Origin of the sequence: Amycolatopsis sp. VC5-11, assembly GCF_037034185.1 — a bacterium.
Classification (GTDB): Bacteria; Actinomycetota; Actinomycetes; order Mycobacteriales; family Pseudonocardiaceae; genus Amycolatopsis; species Amycolatopsis nivea.
The window spans coordinates 1-19,299 of the sequence record NZ_JBAGKF010000026.1 but is presented as its reverse complement, the minus strand read 5'-3'; the positions used below and the strand labels follow the sequence as shown (position 1 = coordinate 19,299).

Here is a 19,299-nt window from a genome sequence, read left to right as displayed (position 1 = left end):
TGTCAAGACAAAATTATTTTTCGGTATGACCTGCGAAGAGGCCGCGAGGCGAACCGAACTGGCCGGTTCGCCGCGCGGCAGGTCAAACGAGGACGGACCTCAGGAGTCGACGATCTCCTTGCCCAGCGGCATCAGCGAGATCGGGATCATCTTGAAGTTCGCCAGGCCCAGCGGGATGCCGATGATCGTCAGGCACTGCAGGGCCCCGGTGATCAGGTGGCCGATGCTGAGCCACAGTCCGGCGACCAGGAACCAGATCACGTTGCCGACGAACGAGCCGACTCCGGCTTCGCGGCGGTCGACGACTGTGCGGCCGAAGGGCCACAGCGCGTAGTTCGCGATCCGGAACGACGCGATGCCGAACGGGATCGTGACGATCAGGACGCAGCAGACGACTCCGGCGAACAGGTAGCCCAGCGCCATCCAGAAACCGGCGAGGACGAGCCAGATCACGTTGAGGATCAGTCGCATCAGACGTACAACTCCCCGCTCACTACGGTGACGGCCTGGCCGCGCAGCAGCACGCGGTCGTCGCGGACTTCGGTGCGCACGGTTCCGCCGCGGGCGGAGATCTGGTGACCGACGAGGGCGTTCTTGCCCAGTTTCCGCGTCCAGTACGGGGCCAGCGAGCAGTGCGCGGAACCGGTGACCGGGTCCTCGTCGACGCCTACGCCGGGGCCGAAGAACCGGCTGACGAAGTCGTCGCCCGCCGCGGTGATGATCAGCCGTCCGGTCCAGGTGGCGCGCAGGGCGTCGAGGTCCGGCTGTGCCTGGCGGACCGCTTCGACGCTTTCGAGCTCCGCGAAGAGGTTCTCGCGCGCCCGTCCGGTGAACTTAGCCGGCAGGTCGAGGATGTGGGAGAGGTCTTCGCCGGTCTCGACGGGCGGGTCGGCGGGGAAGTCCATCTCGATCCAGCCGTCGGCCTTGGTGCAGGTGAGCCTGCCGCTGAGGGTGTCGTAAACCTGGTGTCCGCCAAGGACATGCGTGACCGCGATGGTGGCGTGCCCGCAGAGCGAGACCTCGTCGGTCGGGGTGAACCAGCGCAGGGATTTCGCTCCCTCGCCGGCGGCGACCACGAACGCGGTCTCGGAGTGCTTCATCTCCGCCGCGACCTGTTGCATCCACTCGGCGTCCGCGGGTTGCTCGAGCACGACGACGCCCGCCGGATTGCCGGCGAACGCCTGGTCGGTGAAGGCGTCGACTAGGTGGAATTGCATGAAGCCGATCTTGCCCTGTCGCACGGGGGCAGGGCATCGGGGATTAGCCCTGAATTCTCAGCGCACGCCCTCTTCGATCGTCTCCAGCAGCCACGTCCGCAGGTGCGTGCCCGTCGACGGGGTGAAATGCAGCCGGAACCCGCCGTCGGGCAACGGTTCCGAGAACGTCAGGTACCGCCCGCCGTCGGTGTCCACGAACGTCGCGGTCGAGACCGGGCGGAGCGTGCCTTGTCCTGGCCGCAGCGAAAGTTCCACGGTTCCGTGCCGGTGCAGCGGCCACTGCGAGTACCCGGCCAGCGCGTCGCGATCCTGGCGCGACGGCGCGGGCGCCGCGGCGTTGCGTTTCGGCGGCGGGCCCTGGGTGATCGCGACCGGGGAGACGGGCAGCGCCGGATAGGGCGGGAACATGCTCAACACCAGATCCACCAGCCGCTCCGGCCGGACCTGCTGGAAGCGAAGCCCGTCGTCGACCTGCTCCGAGAACACGCCGAGGCCCTCGCCGATGCACGCCCGGTACAGCACGGTCCCGGACGGCAGTTCGGCCGCGCGCACGATGATCAGCACGTCCGGCCTCGTCCACGCGCGCAGAGTCGCTTCGACATCGCGGTCGAGTTTCTCCGCGTCGGCCAGCCCCCGGCCGCGCAGCGCGGTCCACGCCTCCTCGGCCAGCCGGTTGTGCTCGGTCATCGTCGCGCCCGCGCTGCGGATCTCGAACGGATGCCACGACGCGGGCAGCCCGGTGCGCCGCACCGCCACGTCGGTCTCGGTCCAGCCCAGGGAGAATTCCTCTGGCAACGTCCCAGTCCCCTCGTGCACGAAACAACCCGCACCGAGGGTAGCGGAACGCGCACGACCATCAGCCGCTCGTGCGAGCGCACCCCATAACTAGGGTGGCGGAAAGGTCCGAAATCGAGCTTAGACTCGGGCTCGTCGACGAAGACCGCCACGGGAGGCACCGATGCCTGACGCGCCTGCACTGCCGAGTTACGCCTCCGGGACCTCCAGCGTCCCCCTGCTCGGCGACACGATCGGGGACAATTTCGACCGCACGGTGGCCGCGTTCGGCGACCGGGACGCGCTCGTCGACCGCGAGGCAGGCGCCCGCTGGACCTACCGCGAACTCGCCGCCGAGGTCGACACCCTCGCGCACGGGCTGCTGGCGTCGGGCATCGGCAAGGGCGACCGCGTCGGCATCTGGTCGCCGAACCGGGCGGAATGGACGTTCCTCCAGTACGCGACGGCGAAGATCGGCGCGATCCTGGTCAACATCAACCCGGCCTACCGCTCGCACGAACTGCAGTACGTGCTCAACCAGGCGGGCATCCGGATGCTCGTTGCCGCGGACAAGTTCAAGACGTCCGACTACGGGGCGATGATCGAGGAGGTGCGGCCGAACTGTCCCGGACTGGAAGCGGTCGTGCTGCTCGGCACCTCGTCGTGGACCGACCTGATGGAGTCCGGGCGCGGCGGCGACGCGGAACGGCTGGCGCAGTTGCAGGCGGGACTGTCCGCGGACGACCCGATCAACATCCAGTACACGAGCGGCACCACCGGTTTCCCCAAGGGCGCGACCCTCAGCCACCACAACATCCTCAACAACGGCTATTTCGTCGGCGAGCTGTGCAATTACACCGAGGAGGACCGGGTCTGCATCCCGGTGCCCTTCTACCACTGCTTCGGCATGGTGATGGGCAACCTCGCGTGCACCAGCCACGGTTCGTGCATGGTCATCCCGGCCCCGGCGTTCGACCCGAAGGCCACGCTCGCCGCGGTCGCCGCCGAACGCTGCACGTCGCTGTACGGCGTGCCGACGATGTTCATCGCCGAGCTCAACCACCCCGAGTTCGAGACGTTCGACCTCGGCTCGCTGCGCACCGGCATCATGGCCGGATCGCCGTGCCCGGTCGAGGTGATGAAGCAGGTCATCGACCGGATGGGGATGACCGAGGTGTCCATTTGCTACGGCATGACCGAGACGTCGCCGGTGTCCACGCAGACCCGCGCGGACGATTCGGTGGAGCGCCGGGTGTCGACGGTCGGCCGGGTCGGCCCGCATCTGGAGTCCAAAGTGGTCGATCCGGAAACCGGGCTGACCGTGCCGCGCGGCACGCCTGGCGAATTGTGCACCCGCGGCTATTCGGTGATGCTCGGCTATTGGGAGGAACCGGAAAAGACCGCCGAGGCGATCGACGCCGCGCGCTGGATGCACACCGGCGACCTCGCGATCATGGACGACGAGGGGTACATCAACATCACCGGCCGGATCAAGGACATGGTGATCCGCGGCGGCGAGAACATCTATCCGCGCGAGATCGAGGAATTCCTCTACACGCATCCGGACGTGCTGGACGCGCAGGTGATCGGCGTGCCGGACGTCAAGTACGGCGAGGAATTGATGGCCTGGATCCGGATGCGCGAGGGCGCGCAGCCGCTGACCACGGAAGCGGTGCGCGAGTTCTGCCAGGGCAAGCTGGCGCATTACAAGATCCCGCGCTACATCCACGTGGTCGAGGAATTCCCGATGACGGTGACCGGGAAGGTGCGCAAGGTCGAAATGCGCCAGCAGTCGGTGACTCTGCTGGGCTTGGAGCAGGCGGCGTCGCAGAAGCACGCGTGAGCTGAAACCGGCGGCCGTCCGATGTGGACGGCCGCCGGTTCGCGTCAGGCGGAAGCGGCCGCGGCGGCTTCGGCGAGGGCTTTCTCGTCCTCCTCGCCGAAGGTGTCCTCGAGCTGCTCGGGCGAGTAGTCGAGGTCGATTTGCTCGACCGGCGTGCCCCGCGCGGATTCGATCGCGCCGAGGCGGCGCTGGGCGCGGTCGGCGGCGTACTGGATCAATTCCTCGGGGTCGTTGTCGAACGGGACTTCCTCGAATTGGTCCTGTACCCACTGGATCATGCCGAGCGCGTGCGGCAGCAGTTCGCCCATGCGTTCCTGCACGGCGTCCCACATCGTGTCGTCCGCGGCGACGTGCCTGCGGCAGGTGAACGTGCCCCACGCCATGTGGCGGCGTTCGTCGTCGCCGATGCGGCGCACCAGTTCCTGCATTCCCGGCAGGATCTGGTTCTGCGTGCAGATCAGCTGCCACGAGTAGTACCCGGTGAGCGCGAGGCTGCCTTCGATCACGTGGTTGTACGTCACGCTCGCGCGGATCTGGTTGAGCGGACTGGGATCGTCCTCCAGCGCGCGCAGCGACTGCGGCAGTTCCTCGTAGAAAAGCTTGCGGTAGTGCGGGTTTTCCGCGACGTAGGAATGCAGGTCGTCGTCCAGCCCGACGGCGTCCATCCAGCGCCGGAAAACCTCGACGTGCTTGGCCTCCTCGAAACAGAACTGCGTCAGGTACATCTCGTCGCCGAACCGGCCGGTCGACGACATCGCGCGCATGAACGGCTGGATGTCCTCGGTCACCGCCTCCTCGCCCGCGATGAACTGCGCGACGAGGTAGGTGGTCGAGCGCTGCTGCTCGGGCGTCAGGCTTTCCCAGCCCTCGCGTTCCCTGCTGAAATCGAGGTCCGCCGGGTTCCAGAACTTCTTGTTGCCCTTGACGAACAGCCGCAACGGGAACGAGTCCCAGTTCAGCCCGCCCTTGCGCAGGGACGAGAATCCGCTGCGCAGCTCCGGAAGCGTCTCGGTCATGACTGGCCCTCTCGTTTCACTCCATTGTGGACGAATTGGTCGATGGCGGGGGCGATCACCGCGAGGACCGACTCGGCGGCCTCGGACGCGGAATGCGTCGGCAGCACCAGGTGGCTGAGCGACAGCCGGACCACCGTTTCGGCGAGCAGCGCGGCGGCTTCCTGGGTGAGCCGGGGTTCGAGCGCGAGGTACTGCTGCGCCGCGAGTTCGGCCGACGCGGTGAGGATCGGTTCGCCGCGCGAGGTCAGCAGGGGGAGCAGATCCTCGCCCGCCTCGGTGCCGAGCGCCGCCGCGATCAGCCGGTTCTCCCTGGCGTGTTCGATCGTGTAGACGACCGCGCCGCGGATGCCCGTGAGCAAACTCTCGGCGTCCTCGAACCGGCAGCGGATGCCGTCGAGGAACTCCGCCGCGACGCGCAGCGCGACGGCCTGCGTGAGCGCCGCCTTGCTGCCGAACTCGTTGTAGACCGTCTGCCTGCTGACCCCGGCTTTCGCGGCCACGTCGGCCATCCGGAGGCCCTGGTGGCCGCGATCGGGGAGCAGGTCCGCGGCCGCGTCGAGCAGCGTTTCGCGAAGCGTCGCCTTGGTCCGCTCGGTGAAGCTGGTCACACCGCCAGCTTGACACAGACTGAATCTGTGTCAAGAACCTTTACCTGGATGGTGCACGTGTACAGCGGACTGTCCGGAACTGTCGGTCCGGACAGCTACCGTGTGGGACGTGGGCATCACGGTGGGGTTCGACCTCGACATGACATTGATCGACCCGCGGCCGGGCATGGTCGCGGCGATGAACGCGCTGGGCAAGAAGTCCGGGCTGGCGTTCGACGGGGAGGCGTTCGCCTCGAACCTCGGGCCGCCGCTCGATCAGGCGCTGCGCGATTTCGGCGCGCCCGAGGACCGGATTCCCGAGCTGATCTGGCAGTTCCGCGACCTGTACCCGGAGACGGTCGTGCCGAGCACGGTCGCGCTGCCCGGCGCGGCCGAGGCGCTGGAGGCGGTCCGGGCGGCAGGCGGGCGGACCGTCGTGGTCACCGGGAAGTACGGCCCCAACGCGCAGATGCACCTCGACGCGCTGGGCATGAAGGTCGACGCGCTGGTGGGCGAGCTGTGGTCCACGCAGAAGGCGGCGGCCCTGCTGGAACACGAGGCACGGGCGTACGTCGGCGATCACCTCGGCGACGTGCGGGGCGCGCGAGCGGCCAACGCGATGTCCGTGGCCGTGGCGACCGGGCCGTGCAGCCGCGAGGAATTGGCCGCCGAGGGCGCGGACGTGGTGCTCGACTCGCTGGTCGAGTTCCCCGGGTGGTTCGCCGGGACGTTCGTGGAGACCGCGGTGTAACCGCTGGTCAGCCGTGCTTTCCGGCGCGGGCTTCCTGGATCAGGGCGATCAGCCCGAGCAGGAGGCCGAGCGGGGTGATCACGCCGGCGGCCGCGCTGAGCCACACCGGCAGGTTCTCGAGTCCGGCGGCGAACAGCACGAACACTGTCGCCACGGCGAGCATGCCGATGGCGAACAGGCCGATGCCGAGCCGCATGAGGATCGGTTTGCCGGTCTGTTTCGCTGCGTTCTCCATGGGGTGAGAGTAACGGGACTATCCGCTTCTCCCCAGCGCCTGTGGCGAGATACGCTTATCGGACGCGCGCCTCGAGATCGCTCGGGGCGCGTTCGTCGTGACCTGCACAGCAGAAGGACTGGTGAGGGAAGTGCCGACCGGCAAGGTCAAGTGGTACGACGCGGAGAAGGGGTTCGGCTTCGTCACGCAAGACGGCGGTGCGGACGTCTACATCCGCAAGGCCGCGCTGCCCCACGGCGTGGAGGGCCTGAAAGCCGGGCAGCGGCTCGAGTTCGGCGTGGCCGACGGCAGGCGCGGACCGCAGGCGCTCTCCGTCCGGTTGCTGGACCCGCCGCCGTCGGTCGCCGAGGCGCGCCGCCGACCCGCGGAGGAGCTGCACGGCCTCGTCGAGGACATGATCAAGCTGCTGGAGCTGAAGGTCCAGCCGGACCTGCGGCGCAACCGGTACCCGGATCGCAAGAACACCAAGCAGATCGCGGAGATCATGCGGGCGGTCGCGCGCGACCTCGACCCGTGATCAGTCACGCCACCGCTTGAAAACAGTGAAGGGCTCCGTGCGGGAATCTCCCCGCGCGGAGCCCTTCACGGCTTTAAGGCGATTCAGGCAGGCTGGACCTGCAGCGACCACAGCGCCGTCGTGACGGCTTCCGCGTCGTTCGGGTCGCCGGTGCGGCTGATCACCGACGCCTGCGCGATCTCGACCACCACGATCTGGTCGTCCTTCGCGGGCGGCGTCGCGGTGTAGGCGTAGCGGTCGCGGGAGGTGATGATGTCCTCCTTGAGCGGCTGGGGCTCGCCCTTGCCGTTCACGTACTGCACGGTGACCTTCCACGGCGTCTCGGCGATCTCCTTCGGCACCGAGATCTGCACCGAGCGGCCCGGCCGCACCTTGAGCTTGCCGGTCGCGCCGGGGTTGGCCGCGCAGACGCCGGACTTGATGTCGCAGTTGCCGATCGGGGCGACGTTGATCGTGTGCCCGTCGGCGTAGAAAGTCACCTCGGCCGGGCCCGGCGCGGAACAGCCGGCCACCGCGAAACCACCGGCCGCGAGCACGGCCACCACCCGGGAACGTCGCATGGCCCGAGATTACCGGCGGCCTCGCGCGGGCCCCTGGGCGGGGAAGCTGCCGGTCGGCTCCGGGCGCAATGGGCGATTTCCGCCGAGGCCGGGCAGCAGCGAACCGCCGCGCTGCACCAGGAACGTCTGCGTCAGGCCGACCGCCAGCAGGAGCGTGACGACCAGGAAGCCGATCCAGTACGTCGGCGGCAGCAGCAGTCCGACCGCGCCGCCCATGCACCACGACAGCTGCAGCACCGTCTCGGAACGCCCGAACGCCGAGGCGCGCGACTGCTCCGGCAGGTCCTCCTGGATCACCGCGTCGAGGCTGATCTTCGCCAGCGCGCTGGCGGTCGCGCCGATGAGGCCGACGATCGCCGCCGTGGCGAGGCCGGGCAGCAGCGTCGCGATCAGCGTCGTCACGACACACGCCGCCACGCAGGCAACGATCACCTGGTCCGCCGAACCGAAGTGCAGCCGCGAACCCAGTGCGTTGCCGACGAATCCGCCGACGCCCGCCGCCGCGCCGATGATGCCCAGCAACAGCAACTGGACGAACGGGCTGTGCCCGGCGTGTTCGGTCTGCGCCTTCACCGCGAAGGCGGCGAACATCATCAGGAAGCCGGTCAGCACGCGGACGGAACCGTTGCCCCACAAGGCAACGACGATGTGCCGTCCCATCGGCTGGCGCTGCCGCTTCTGCTTCGGCTCCGGCCGCGCGGACAGCGACGTCGGGACCTCGCCCTCGGTCACCTCGACCCACGACGGGATCCGCATCGACTGCACGGCCGCGGCCACGCAGATCACCGCGGTGAACCACAGTGCGCCCGAGGAGTTGGAGAGGCTGCTCACCCCGCTGGCCAGCGCGCCGAACACGCCGCCCGCGATCAGGCCGAAGACGGTGATCCGCGCGTTGGTCTTCGACAGCGTGATCTCCGGCGGCACCACGCGCGGCGTGACCGCCGCCTTCAGCACGGTGAACGACTTCGACAGCACCATCATCCCGAGCGCCGCCGGGTACAGCAGCCAGTCGTCGAAGTGCAGCGCCATCACCACGGCCATCAGGCCCTGGCCGATCGACGAGACGCACATCGCGAGCCGGCGGCCGCGCTGGATCCGGTCCAGCGCCGGGCCGATCACCGGCGCGACGAGCGCGAACGGCGCGATCGTGATCAGCAGGTACAGCGCGACCTTGCCCTTGCTCTCGCCGCTGGTCGCGGCGAAGAACAGCGTGTTGGCCAGCGCGATCGCCATCGCCGCGTCGCTCGCGTAGTTCAGCATCACCGCGTACATCAACGAGGTGAGACCGGACTTGTCCGCGCCGTCTGCCTTGGTGGCGCGCTGGAACGCGCCGATCGCCTGACCGCTCAGCTGACGGCTGCGCAGCGCGGCGACCCGCGTGACGGTGAGCTTCTTCGGCAGCTTCGGGACCGACCCGGCGCCGGGGACGGCGGTGGTGTTGAAGGCCTCGTCCTGCTCGTCTTCGACGCGTGGCTCGCCCGCGTAGCCGCCGGTGTCGTAGTGCTCGTAGCCGGCGCTGCCGGGACGGTCGTCGTACGGCCGCGGGTGGACGGGCTCGGTGCGGTGGTCGCGCGGCGGGTACGGCCGGGCGCCGCGCGGGGGCGGCGGCGGACGGTGTCCCATCGGGACGGCGCCGGTGGGCGCTTCCTCGGCGTTCGGCGGGAACGGCGGCGCGTCGTCGTAGAACGCGCTGCGCGGCTCCGGCCGTCCGGGATAACCGCGGGGAGGGCGCTGATCGACGTGCTCGGGCCGCGGTTCGGCTGGACGCGCGCGCGGAGGTTCGGGCTGGATGCGCTCCGGACGCGCCCGCGGCGGCTCCGGCGCGTACTCCGGCGGAGCCTGGCGAACGCGCTGGTCAACGGCCTGATCGACCCGGGTCGGCGGGGTGTCGCGCCACGAGCGGGCCTGCGCCGCGCCGGGCTCGGGAGTCCAGCGGCGCTTCTTCTTCCCACGGCCTTTGCCCGACTGCCCGCCGAGGGGGCTGTCGGAACCGGAGCGCGAGCTGAAGAGGGCCACGGTTCAATCCTGCCTCATCGAGGTCACGTACCGCCCGCTCACGTGCCGGTTCGCTGATTTTCCGGGACGAACTTCACGCGGAACGACGTCGGCCACAGCTTTCCGGTCAGCAGGAATTCGTCCGTGCCCGGGATCGCGGCGATGCCGTTCAGCACGTCCTCGCCGGGCCGGGACGGCGTGCGGAGCTTGCCGGCGTCGATCTTCGCGGTGATCCGTCCGGTATTCGCGTCGATGCGCAGAATGGTCCCGGTCTGCCAGACGTTCGCGTAAACGGTGTCGCCGACGCACTCCAGTTCGTTCAGCTGGTCCTGGCCGACGTCGACGGAACCGGTGACCGCAAACGTTTGCGGGTCGCGGAAGGTGAGCATCGACGACCCGTTGCTCATCACCAGCCGCCCGCTGGGCTGGTGGCACAGTCCCCAGCCCTCGCCGTCGTAGTGCACGCGCCGCAGTTCGGCGAGCGTCTGGGAGTCGCGTTCGATCGCGATCCCGTCGCGCCAGGTCAGCTGCCACAGCTTGGGTCCGAGCACGGTGATGCCCTCGGCGAACAGCGGCGACGGCACCGTCACCTGTTTGGCTGGTGTTCCGCCTGCCGGTCCCGCGGTGAGCGCGGACTTGCCTTCGAGCCCGCGGCTCTCGTACAGCGTCGTGCCGGAGTACTCGAGTCCTTCGGTGAAGGCGGTCGAGTCGTGCGGCAGCGTTCCGAGCACCTGGACGGTGAGCTGTTCGGGCTGGGCGGGCGCGGCTTGGGTGCCCGCGCATCCGCCGAGCAGGGCGGCGGCCACCAGGGGCCAGACGATCCGGGTTCGCACGAGGAACAGCCTGGCACGGGCGGCGCGGATGCGTGCGGCACAATTGGGGGTATGACGCTGCTGTTGACCCTGGACGACGGCTCTCTCCACCGGAAGCTCGCGGACGCTGTCGAGGCCGCGCGGGAGGCCGTGCTGGCGGAAGCACCCGCTGACCAGGTCGGCGAGCACGTCGGAGTGGAACGCGAGGACGCGGTCTCCGCGAGCCACCTCTTCGAAGCCTCGGTGCCCGGATACCGCGGCTGGCGCTGGTCGGTCACCGTCGCGGTGGCCGGGCCGGACGAGCCGGTCACGGTGAGCGAACTGGTGCTGCAGCCGGGCCCGGAGGCCCTGGTCGCGCCCGCGTGGGTGCCGTGGGAGCAGCGGGTGCGCGCCGGGGACCTCGGCGTCGGCGACCTGTTCCCCGCGGACAAGGACGACCCGCGCCTCTCGCCCGCGTACCTCCAGTCGGACGACCCGGCCGTCGAGGAAGCGGCGCACGAGGTCGGCCTCGGCCGGGTGCACGTGCTTTCGCGCTACGGCAGGCTCGACGCGGCCGCCCGCTGGCACGGCGGCGAGTTCGGCCCGCGTTCGGACATGGCCCGTAGCGCGCCCGCGACCTGCGGGACCTGTGGGTTCTTCGTGCCGCTGGCGGGGTCGCTGCGCGGTGCCTTCGGGGCGTGCACGAACGACATCGCGCCCGCGGACGGGCACGTCGTGGACGTGGCTTACGGATGCGGCGCGCACTCCGAGGTGCGGGTCGAGGTGACGTCCTCGGTCCCGGTCGCGGAGCTGGTTTACGACGATTCGCTGATCGACTTCACGCCCGCTCCGGAGCCGGCTCCGGAACCGAGCGTCGCCGCGGACCCGGCGGTGGTGGAAGAAGCGGCGGCCGCGGCAGCCGAGGAGACCGCTGAGGTCGCGGCGGTGGAGCCGGAGGCGGCCGCGGAGGTGGCGGTCGAGGAAGCTGCCGTCGAGGTGGCTGCCGAGTCGGCTTCGGACGCGGCTGAGGAGTCTGCGGCGGAGGAGCCGGTCGTCGTCGAGGCTTCGGCGGCGGGCACTGCTGCCGAAGTGGTCGTCGAGGCTATTGCTCCGGACGCTTCTGATGCGACTTCGGACGAGGACGACTCCGACGGGAGCGATGTCCTCCGGTGAACGAAGTCGCTGGGGGAGCGGCTGATCCTTTCGGGACAGTCCGGCTGCGGGAAGCGGCGCTGAGCGCCTGGCGCGATTCGCCCACCCGCTTCACCGAGGACACCAACTCGGAACGCGACCTGCGCGTCGGCGCTTACCGCGACCGGTTGTTCGTCGAACTCGCGCAGAACGCCGCCGACGCCGCGCAAATCGCGGGCGAACCGGGGCGGATCCGGGTGTCCGTTGTGGACGGTGAACTGCGGTTCGCCAACACCGGCGCGCCGCTGGACACCCGAGGGGTCGAATCGCTCGCGTCGTTGCGGGCGTCGGCCAAGGAAGGGACCGTCGGCCGGTTCGGGGTCGGATTCGCGGCCGTGCTGACCGTCACCGACGAGCCCCGGGTCGTTTCGACCTCGGGCGGGGTCGCGTTTTCCGCGCAGCGCACCCGGGAGGAATCCGGCCGGGACGGCGACGTTCCGGTGCTGCGGCTGCCGTTTCCCGTCACGGAGCAGCCACCTCCCGGGTTCGCCACCGAAGTGCGGTTGCCGCTGAAGGAATCCGGGCAAGGCCTGCTCGACGGTCTGGCGAACGAGATCGAAGACCTCCTGCTGGCCCTGCCGTGGCTCGCCGAGGCCGAAGTGGACGGTCGCAAGTGGACTCGAAGCGGCGACGAGACCGTCGAGATCACTTCGCCGACCGGGCAACGGCGATGGTTGAAGCACGGAGTGTGGGCCGTTCCGGTCGACGCCGACGGCGTCCCGCAGCCGCTCGAAGACGATGTGCTGCACGCGCCGACGCCGACCGACGAAGGCCTTTCGCTCCCGGCCCGGTTGATTGCCGAAGTGCCGCTGGAGCCGTCTCGCCGCCGGGTGCTTCCCGGCGCGGAGCTCACTCGCGCGCTGGAGAGGGCGGCGAGTGAATACGTCGAACTGGTCCGGGCAGTCAAAGCGGAACATCGGCAGACCTTGGTCCCCGCCGCGGGATTCCCGCTGTCCACTGTGGACTCACAGCTGAAAGACCTGGTTTACACCTCGCTTGCGCAGGAACCCTGGCTGGCCACAGTGGACGGTCAGGAAGTCTCCGGACAGCAGGCGCGGGTGCTCGACGTCGACGGGCTGGCTCCGCTGCTGGCCGACGTCATTCCGGGCTTGGTGCAAGCGAATCCCCGGCTGCTCAAGCCGGTCTCCGCGCACATCCTCGGCATCGGCGACGTCCTCGAAGTGCTGACTGGCATCGAGCGCGAACCCGGTTGGTGGCAGAAGCTGTACGCGGAGCTGGCGGTCGCGGTCGAGAGCCACGCGCTCAGTGCGAATCAGCTCGACGGACTGCCGGTCCCGCTGTCGGACGGGCGGACATTGCCGGGCGTCAAGGGTGCGCTGCTCGTCGACGGCAGCAGCGAACTCCGCGAACTTCTGTCCGATGTGGACGTCCCCGGCCTCCGGCTCGTGCATCCAGGTGCGGCGCATCAGTTGCTGGAACTGTTGGGAGCCAAGCACGCGGACGCGCGGCAGCTGCTCGAAGCGGAACAGCTGCAGTACGCGGTCGAGCACAGTGTCGCCGACGTTCAGTCCGGTTTGGACGGAATGAACCTCGCGGGCGCGGTGCTCCGGCTGGTCACCGATTGCGGCGATCAGGCTCCGGAGTGGATCGGCGCGCTGGCACTGCCCGCGGAGGACGGCTGGCGGCGCGCGGACGAACTGGTGCTGCCGACGTCGCCGTTGCTGGACGTCATCGACCCCGAGGTGTTCGAGCCCGGCGGCGCGCTTTCCGTGCTGGACGAGGAATTCGCCGAAGACTGGCCGACGGGAACCCTCGTCGCGGCGAAGGTGCTCGACTCGTTCGCGGTCGTGCTGGACGAGGATCCGCACGAACCCGACCACCACCTGCCGGACGAAGAGCAGTGGTGGGATTCGTTCGAGCAGCCGCCGACGACGGTCGTGTCCATTCGCGACCTCGACCTCGTCGCGGACGACGCCTGGCCGGACGCGCTCCGCCTGATCGCGTCCCGTCCGGAAACGTGGCAGGCACTGCACAGCCCGGACGGCCACGCGGGCTGGTGGCTTGCGCGGTACGCCCTGCTGGCCGGCGAAGCCCCCGGCGCGTGGCGGCTCGCTTCGGCGACCGCACTGGCGGGCCTGTACGACCCGGTCGCCGACCTCGAGTTGAGCGACGACCTGCTCCGCGCCGTCGGCGTCCGGACCGGACTGGACCTGGAGACCGCGGAGGACGTCACCGACCTGCTCGAACGACTCGGCGACCCGCAACGGACGCCGACCCCGGGACTGGTCGCCCGCGCACACGCGGCGTTGGTGGCCGCACCGATCGACATCTCCGACGTCGACGCCCCCGCTCGAGTCCGCGCGGCGGACGGGAGCGTCGTCGAGGAAGCCGTGGTGCTGGACGTGCCATGGGTCGCGGCTGCCCTAGACCCGGCGAAGATCCTCGTCGCGCCCACTGACCCGGAGCGACTGGCGGAACTCCTCGACGTCCCCGTCGCGAGCAGCCTGAAAGCCGAGGTCGAGAGCACCGGCGAGTACGTCGCGTGGGCCGACCTGCCCGCCCTCGCGCTCGCCGCGGACCAACTCGGCATCACGCTGCCGGACGGCGGGGTGCTGCTGCACGACCCGCTCACGGTGGCGATCGAGGGTGCTTCGGCGGAGGTGCCGTGGTGGTCAGACGACCGACTGCACGCGGCGGACACGTCCGAGGGTTTGGCGCGCGCGTTCGCGTGGGCGAGTGATCGGTGGGGCGAGCGTTATCGCATCATGGCGCTGCTGGAAGACCCGGCGCCGCGGACCATGCTGAACTGACGAGCCCTAAAGCCGCTGCGCCGCGGACCAGCTTCGCGTCGCCGGACGGAGGACGCTGTGGCACGGTCCGCTCACGGTGGCGGTCGACTGCACGCGGCGGACACGTCCGAGGGGCTGGCGCGCGCGTTCGCGTGGGCGAGTGATCGGTGGGGCGAGCGTTATCGCATCACGGCGCTGCTGGAAGATCCCGCGCCGCGCACCATGCTGAACTGACGAGCCCTAAAGCCGCTGCGCCGATTTGGACCCGCGCCGAGCCGCCGCGCGTTGCCAGAAAATAATCCCGAACCCGATGAACCCGAGCGCGATCCCGGCGAGGCACGTCTGCACCCACACGCCCTCGCTGGTGAAGAAAAGCACCACGAGCGCGACAAGCCAGAGCGCAGTACCTACGATCACCACCGGCGTCAGGTCGGTGAGCCGCTTCGGCAGGTCCGGCGTGTGCCGCAGGGCGGCCGGAGTGTCCGGGGCGCTGGTCGGTTCTTCCACGGGCCAGAGTTTACCCGGACGGAAACAGCGAGACAGGCGGGGAAATGGCGGAGCAGCGCGAGCGGGCGGGGTCCACACTGGACCGCTTCTTCCGGATCAGCGAACGCGGGTCGAGCACCGGGCGGGAGATCCGCGGCGGCGTGGTCACGTTCGTGACGATGGCCTACATCGTGGTCCTCAACCCGTTGATCATCGGCAGTTTCGCGGCCGACACCCCGTCCGCGCACAAGGACGTGCTCGGGCACATCCTCCCGGTGCCGCAGGTCGCGGCGGTGACCGCGCTGGTCGCGGGCGTACTGACGATCCTGATGGGGCTCGTCGCGAACTATCCGTTCGGCATCGCGACCGGGCTCGGCATCAACAGCCTGCTCGCGGTCACCATCGCGCCGCAGATGAGCTGGCCGGAGGCGATGGGCCTGGTGGTCATCGAGGGCGTGATCATCGTCCTGCTCGTGCTCACCGGCTTCCGCACCGCGGTGTTCCGCGCGGTGCCGCCCGCGCTCAAATCCGCGATCGCGGTCGGCATCGGGTTGTTCATCTGCCTGATCGGGCTGGTCGACGCCGGGTTCGTGCGCAGGCTGCCGGACGACGCGCACACCACGGTGCCGGTCGGGCTCGGCATCGGCGGTTCCATCGCCTCGTGGCCGACCGCGGTGTTCGTCGTCGGCCTGCTGCTCACCGCGGTGCTCGTCGCCAAGAAGGTCAAGGGCGCGATCCTGATCGGCGTGCTCGGCTCGACGGTCCTCGCGATCGTGGTCGAGGCGATCGTGAAGGCCGGACCGTCGAACGGCACCGACCCGAAGGGCTGGAACCTCGGCTACCCGGCGCTGCCGAGCAAGGTCATCGGCCTTCCGGACCTGTCGCTGGTCGGCGATGTGTCGTTCGGCGCGTGGACTCGGCTGCCGATCATCACCGTGGTGCTGCTCGTCTTCACCCTCGTGCTCGCGGACTTCTTCGACGCCATGGGCACGATGACCGGCCTCGGCAAGGAAGCCGGGCTGGTCGGCAAGGACGGGCAGCTGCCGAATGTCGGCAAGGCGCTGTTCGTCGAGGGCCTCGCGGGCGCGGCCGGCGGGTTCGGTTCGGCCAGTTCGAACACGGTGTTCGTGGAATCCGCGTCCGGTATCGCGGAGGGCGCGCGGACTGGTCTGGCGAACGTCGTGACCGGTTTGCTGTTCATCGCCGCGATGTTCTTGACCCCGCTGTACCAGGTCGTGCCGGTCGAGGCGGCGGCTCCGGCGCTGGTCGTGGTCGGGGCGCTGATGATGGCGCAGGTCCGCGACATCGACTTCACCGATTTCAAGATCGCGCTGCCCGCGTTCCTGACCATCGTCGTCATGCCGTTCACGTACTCGATCGCCAACGGCATCGGCGCTGGATTCGTCAGCTACGTCGTGATCCAGGCGGTCACCGGCAAGGCCCGCAAGGTGCATCCGCTGATGTGGGTGATCGCGGTGGCGTTCGTGGCCTACTTCGCCGTCGGGCCGATCCAAGCCGCACTCAGCTGACCGGCGTAGATACCGGGCGCAGGTCGTGAGGTATGCTAACTATATGTCCGGCGACCCGCACGAGCGTTCCCTGGCGAGCCGCTTGCGTCTCGCGGTGGTGCGGCTCAATCGCCGTCTCCGGGCACAGCGGGTGGCTGACGACGTGTCGCTCACGCAGATCGCGGCGTTGTCCACCCTGCACAAGTGCGGCCCGCTGACCCCCGGTCAGCTCGCCGCGAAGGAAGGCGTCCAGCCGCCCTCGATGACGAGGGTCATCGCCGCGCTCGAGGAGATGGGGTTCGTCGAGCGCAGGCCGCACCCGACTGACGGCCGCCAGGCCATCGTCGAGCTGTCCGACGACGGGCTCACGTTCGTGCGCAAGGCCATCTCGGTGCGGGAGGCGTGGCTGGACCGGCAACTGGCCGAGCTCGGCGAGGAAGAGCTCGAAGTGCTCTCCCGAGCCGCGGAGATCATCGACAGGATGGCGGGGAACTAGCACAGGTGACCACCACGGGTAGCGAAACAGGATGTCCGGCCCAATCCACTGCTACCCGGGACACGGCACCGCCGCCGTCCAGTTCCGCTCCACCCGACCCCTCTTCCGTCCCGGCCGGGAAATCGTCTTCCGCCGCGGAATCCCCGGAAGCCAAGACCCGCCGCACGATGTTCTCGTCGCTGCGCGTGCGGAACTACCGGCTCTTCTTCAGCGGCCAGGTCATCTCGAACATCGGTACCTGGATGCAGCGCATCGCCCAGGACTGGCTGGTGTTCACGCTGTCGGGCAACGACCCGGTGGCGCTCGGCGTCGCGGTCGCGCTGCAGTTCATCCCGACCGTGCTGCTGTCGCTGTGGGCGGGCGTGCTCGCCGACCGGGTCGACAAGCGCAAGCTGCTGATGCTCATCCAGGCGGCGAACTGCCTGCAGGCCGTGCTGCTCGGCGTGCTCGACCTGACCGGCGTCGCCCAGCTCTGGCACGTCTACCTGCTGTGCGTGATGCTCGGGACGACCTCGGCGATCGAGGTGCCGACGCGGCAGTCGTTCGTCGCCGAGATGGTCGGCCGGGACCAGGTGGCGAACGCGGTCGCGCTCAACTCGTCGATCTTCAACATGGCCCGCATCGTCGGACCGGCCATCGCCGGGTTCGCGATCACCTGGGTCGGCACCGGCTGGCTGTTCATCGCGAACGCGGCGAGCACGCTCGCGGTGATCACCGGCGTCGCGCTGATGAACCCGGCGAAGCTGTTCCGCGGCCCGGCGATCCCGCGCGCCAAGGGCCAGCTCGTGGAGGGCCTGCGCTACGTGCGCGGACGGCCGGACCTGGTGACCGTCATGGTGCTGATGTTCTTCGTCAGCACGTTCGGCATCACCTACTTCACGTCGCTGCCGATCGTCGCCGCGAACGTCTTCCACACCCAAGCCGACGGGTACGGCCTGTTGTCGACGCTCGTCGCGGTCGGCACCTTCACCGGCGCGCTGGCGTCGGCCCGGCGCGGGGTGAAGAGCCGTCCCCGGGTGCGGCTGATGCTGGTGTCGGCGGCGCTGCTCGGGGTGTTCGAGTTCGTCACCGCGTTCATGCCGACGTACCTGGCGTTCGGGATCGGGCTGATCCCGCTCGGGTTCGCCACGATCACCTTCCTGAACACGGCGAACGCGCTGGTGCAGACGTCGGTGTCGCCGGAGATGCGCGGCCGCGTGATGGGCATCTACGTGCTGGTGCTGATCGGCGGCAACCCGATCGGCGGGCCGATGACCGGCTGGATGGCCGACGCGTTCGGCGGCCGGTCGCCGTTCTACATCGGCGGCGCGATTTCGGCGATCGCGGCGGTGGTGTGCGCGGTGGTGCTGATCCGGCGCGGCGGAGTCCGGATGCCCCGGCGGCTCGGCAACGGCTTGCGGATCCTGTCGCGGGAACGGGTCTGACCTGCGGAAATGGCTGTCCGGAGACAGCGGAGACCGCCGAAAGTCGTCACTCGGGAGGGTGAGACTGAGGTCTCCGCAGGGACGGGCTTGCCTCTATTGGTGAGGTTAGGCTAACCTCATACATGTCCGCTTCGTGGTGGGAGCGGCAGTCAGTTCGGGAACGGACAGAGCCCCGCGACCTGGGAACCCCGGGACGCGGGGCTCTGTTCATGGTCAGGGCTCTTCCCCGCGAGGGCAAGGCCGTTCACGGGGTGAGCGTCAGGACGGGTGCGGGGTCGGGGTCTCCAGCGGATGCTCGCCGGGCCGCATCGGGAGCCGGCGCAGCCGCAGGCCGAAGTACACGTGGTAGGCCACCCGCACGGCATCGTCGTTCGGCAGCAGCACCTCGTGGCGCACGCCGTCGACCGTCTCGATCAGCCGGTCGCCGGACAGCGTCACGCGGCCCTGGGCGGTCGGGCGCGAGCACGTGAGGGTCTGCGTGAAGTGCGACTGCGGCGACGTCGACTGCCACCACGCCATCGGCGCGAAGTCCGACAGTTGCCGTGGGCGGCGCTCGAGGCGGTACTCGGGCTTGCCGTCGCGCAGGACGTCCACGTCGCCGTACGGAGCGTCCAGGAGGAGGTATTCGCCCTCTGGATCGCTCTGCGGCTCGACCGCGGACAGCGCGAGCGGCTGCCGGCTGAACTTGCCGAAGCCGACGTCCACCAGGTACTGCTCCTCGCCGAGTTGGACGAGGATGGCGGCGTGGTCGAGCGGCGGTCCGGGCACCCCGGCGTCGTTGAAAACGCGAGCCGCGTGCAGCGTCGCGGCGAAGCCCAGCTCTCGCAGCAGGGCGGCGAAAAGACCGTTCAGCTCGTAGCAGAATCCGCCCCGATGGTGGCGCACGAGCTTGTCGAAGAGTGCTTCTTCGGTGAGTTCGATGGGTTCCCCGAGGTGCACGCTGAGGTTCTCGAACGGGACGTGCATCAGGTGCCGCTCCTGCAGCAGGCGCAGCGCGGCCAGGTCAGCCGCCGGAGGCACCGGCAGGTCCAGGCGAGCGAGGTAAGCGTCGACGTCCATGGGTTCCACTCTCACACCTCCAGTGCACTCCAGGTCAAGCGAAAAAACGGGGTCCGGCCTGTCGCCAGGCCGGACCCCGGGGTGCCGCTGGCCTCAGCT

General features: G+C 69.4%; 20 protein-coding genes. 9 read left to right on the top strand and 11 right to left on the bottom strand.

What is annotated here, in order from left to right:
* Window positions 1-99: 99 nt before the first annotated feature.
* From WA670_RS41490 to WA670_RS41480, 3 genes are read right to left on the bottom strand one after another with little or no spacing between them, the layout of a single operon-like run.
* The gene (locus WA670_RS41490) at window positions 100-471 is read right to left on the bottom strand and encodes a YccF domain-containing protein (RefSeq protein ID WP_043827307.1); all 372 of its coding nucleotides are present in this window, start codon (window positions 469-471) and stop codon (window positions 100-102) included.
* A complete protein-coding gene (locus WA670_RS41485; RefSeq protein WP_336161608.1) occupies window positions 471-1,217 on the bottom strand; it encodes a PhzF family phenazine biosynthesis protein in 747 nt (248 codons plus the stop codon). Before WA670_RS41485 ends, WA670_RS41490 begins: the two co-directional genes overlap by 1 nt.
* Window positions 1,218-1,274: 57 nt before the next feature.
* On the bottom strand, window positions 1,275-2,033 hold the full coding sequence (locus WA670_RS41480) for an ESX secretion-associated protein EspG (protein WP_336161606.1): 759 nt from the start codon (window positions 2,031-2,033) through the stop codon (window positions 1,275-1,277).
* A 142-nt stretch (window positions 2,034-2,175) separates the two neighbouring features.
* Here WA670_RS41480 and WA670_RS41475 point away from each other — a divergent pair, with 142 nt between their 5' ends.
* Window positions 2,176-3,834, top strand: a complete 1,659-nt coding sequence (locus WA670_RS41475; RefSeq protein ID WP_037807793.1) for an AMP-binding protein — start codon at window positions 2,176-2,178, stop codon at window positions 3,832-3,834.
* 44 nt (window positions 3,835-3,878) lie between these two features.
* Here WA670_RS41475 and WA670_RS41470 read toward each other — a convergent pair whose 3' ends face one another.
* Entirely contained in the window at window positions 3,879-4,850 is a 972-nt protein-coding gene (locus tag WA670_RS41470) for a R2-like ligand-binding oxidase (protein WP_336161604.1), read from the bottom strand.
* Window positions 4,847-5,458 carry a TetR/AcrR family transcriptional regulator gene (locus WA670_RS41465; RefSeq protein ID WP_037807788.1) on the bottom strand — a complete coding sequence of 204 codons (612 nt, stop codon included), beginning with the start codon at window positions 5,456-5,458 and terminating at the stop codon, window positions 4,847-4,849. Before WA670_RS41465 ends, WA670_RS41470 begins: the two co-directional genes overlap by 4 nt.
* A gap of 109 nt (window positions 5,459-5,567) precedes the next feature.
* Here WA670_RS41465 and WA670_RS41460 point away from each other — a divergent pair, with 109 nt between their 5' ends.
* Entirely contained in the window at window positions 5,568-6,188 is a 621-nt protein-coding gene (locus tag WA670_RS41460) for an HAD family hydrolase (protein WP_134734264.1), read from the top strand.
* A 7-nt stretch (window positions 6,189-6,195) separates the two neighbouring features.
* On the opposite strand, the gene WA670_RS41455 is transcribed toward WA670_RS41460, so the two are convergent.
* Window positions 6,196-6,423 carry a hypothetical protein gene (locus tag WA670_RS41455; RefSeq protein WP_037807785.1) on the bottom strand — a complete coding sequence of 76 codons (228 nt, stop codon included), beginning with the start codon at window positions 6,421-6,423 and terminating at the stop codon, window positions 6,196-6,198.
* Between the two features lie 130 nt (window positions 6,424-6,553).
* Between WA670_RS41455 and WA670_RS41450 the strand changes: the two genes are divergently transcribed.
* On the top strand, window positions 6,554-6,940 hold the full coding sequence (locus tag WA670_RS41450; protein ID WP_037718500.1) for a cold-shock protein: 387 nt from the start codon (window positions 6,554-6,556) through the stop codon (window positions 6,938-6,940).
* A gap of 83 nt (window positions 6,941-7,023) precedes the next feature.
* Here the strand turns inward: WA670_RS41450 and WA670_RS41445 are convergent, their stop codons facing one another.
* Genes WA670_RS41445 through WA670_RS41435 form a run of 3 tightly spaced genes read right to left on the bottom strand, consistent with a single transcriptional unit; the run spans window position 7,024 to window position 10,328 of the window.
* Entirely contained in the window at window positions 7,024-7,500 is a 477-nt protein-coding gene (locus tag WA670_RS41445) for a DUF2771 family protein (protein WP_037807782.1), read from the bottom strand.
* A gap of 9 nt (window positions 7,501-7,509) precedes the next feature.
* On the bottom strand, window positions 7,510-9,516 hold the full coding sequence (locus WA670_RS41440) for an MFS transporter (protein WP_134734263.1): 2,007 nt from the start codon (window positions 9,514-9,516) through the stop codon (window positions 7,510-7,512).
* Window positions 9,517-9,554: 38 nt separating this feature from the next.
* Window positions 9,555-10,328 (bottom strand): glutaminyl-peptide cyclotransferase, encoded by a 774-nt coding sequence (locus WA670_RS41435; RefSeq protein ID WP_336161602.1) that lies wholly within the window; start codon window positions 10,326-10,328, stop codon window positions 9,555-9,557.
* A gap of 51 nt (window positions 10,329-10,379) precedes the next feature.
* Between WA670_RS41435 and WA670_RS41430 the strand changes: the two genes are divergently transcribed.
* From WA670_RS41430 to WA670_RS41420, 3 genes are read left to right on the top strand one after another with little or no spacing between them, the layout of a single operon-like run.
* On the top strand, window positions 10,380-11,459 hold the full coding sequence (locus tag WA670_RS41430; protein WP_336161600.1) for a DUF3027 domain-containing protein: 1,080 nt from the start codon (window positions 10,380-10,382) through the stop codon (window positions 11,457-11,459).
* Window positions 11,456-14,248 carry a sacsin N-terminal ATP-binding-like domain-containing protein gene (locus WA670_RS41425; RefSeq protein ID WP_336161598.1) on the top strand — a complete coding sequence of 931 codons (2,793 nt, stop codon included), beginning with the start codon at window positions 11,456-11,458 and terminating at the stop codon, window positions 14,246-14,248. Before WA670_RS41430 ends, WA670_RS41425 begins: the two co-directional genes overlap by 4 nt.
* Window positions 14,249-14,305: 57 nt before the next feature.
* A complete protein-coding gene (locus tag WA670_RS41420; RefSeq protein WP_158714410.1) occupies window positions 14,306-14,461 on the top strand; it encodes a hypothetical protein in 156 nt (51 codons plus the stop codon).
* Window positions 14,462-14,467: 6 nt separating this feature from the next.
* On the opposite strand, the gene WA670_RS41415 is transcribed toward WA670_RS41420, so the two are convergent.
* The gene (locus WA670_RS41415; protein WP_037809264.1) at window positions 14,468-14,695 is read right to left on the bottom strand and encodes a DUF2530 domain-containing protein; all 228 of its coding nucleotides are present in this window, start codon (window positions 14,693-14,695) and stop codon (window positions 14,468-14,470) included.
* A gap of 83 nt (window positions 14,696-14,778) precedes the next feature.
* Between WA670_RS41415 and WA670_RS41410 the strand changes: the two genes are divergently transcribed.
* The 3 genes from WA670_RS41410 (at window position 14,779) to WA670_RS41400 (ending at window position 18,141) form a co-directional block, all read left to right on the top strand.
* Window positions 14,779-16,242 carry an NCS2 family permease gene (locus WA670_RS41410; RefSeq protein ID WP_037807765.1) on the top strand — a complete coding sequence of 488 codons (1,464 nt, stop codon included), beginning with the start codon at window positions 14,779-14,781 and terminating at the stop codon, window positions 16,240-16,242.
* A gap of 43 nt (window positions 16,243-16,285) precedes the next feature.
* Window positions 16,286-16,717, top strand: coding sequence for a MarR family winged helix-turn-helix transcriptional regulator (locus tag WA670_RS41405; RefSeq protein WP_037807762.1), 432 nt, complete (start codon window positions 16,286-16,288; stop codon window positions 16,715-16,717).
* A 167-nt stretch (window positions 16,718-16,884) separates the two neighbouring features.
* On the top strand, window positions 16,885-18,141 hold the full coding sequence (locus WA670_RS41400) for an MFS transporter (RefSeq protein WP_134734260.1): 1,257 nt from the start codon (window positions 16,885-16,887) through the stop codon (window positions 18,139-18,141).
* A gap of 258 nt (window positions 18,142-18,399) precedes the next feature.
* On the opposite strand, the gene WA670_RS41395 is transcribed toward WA670_RS41400, so the two are convergent.
* Window positions 18,400-19,200, bottom strand: coding sequence for an arylamine N-acetyltransferase family protein (locus WA670_RS41395; protein WP_238604075.1), 801 nt, complete (start codon window positions 19,198-19,200; stop codon window positions 18,400-18,402).
* Window positions 19,201-19,299: the final 99 nt, after the last annotated feature.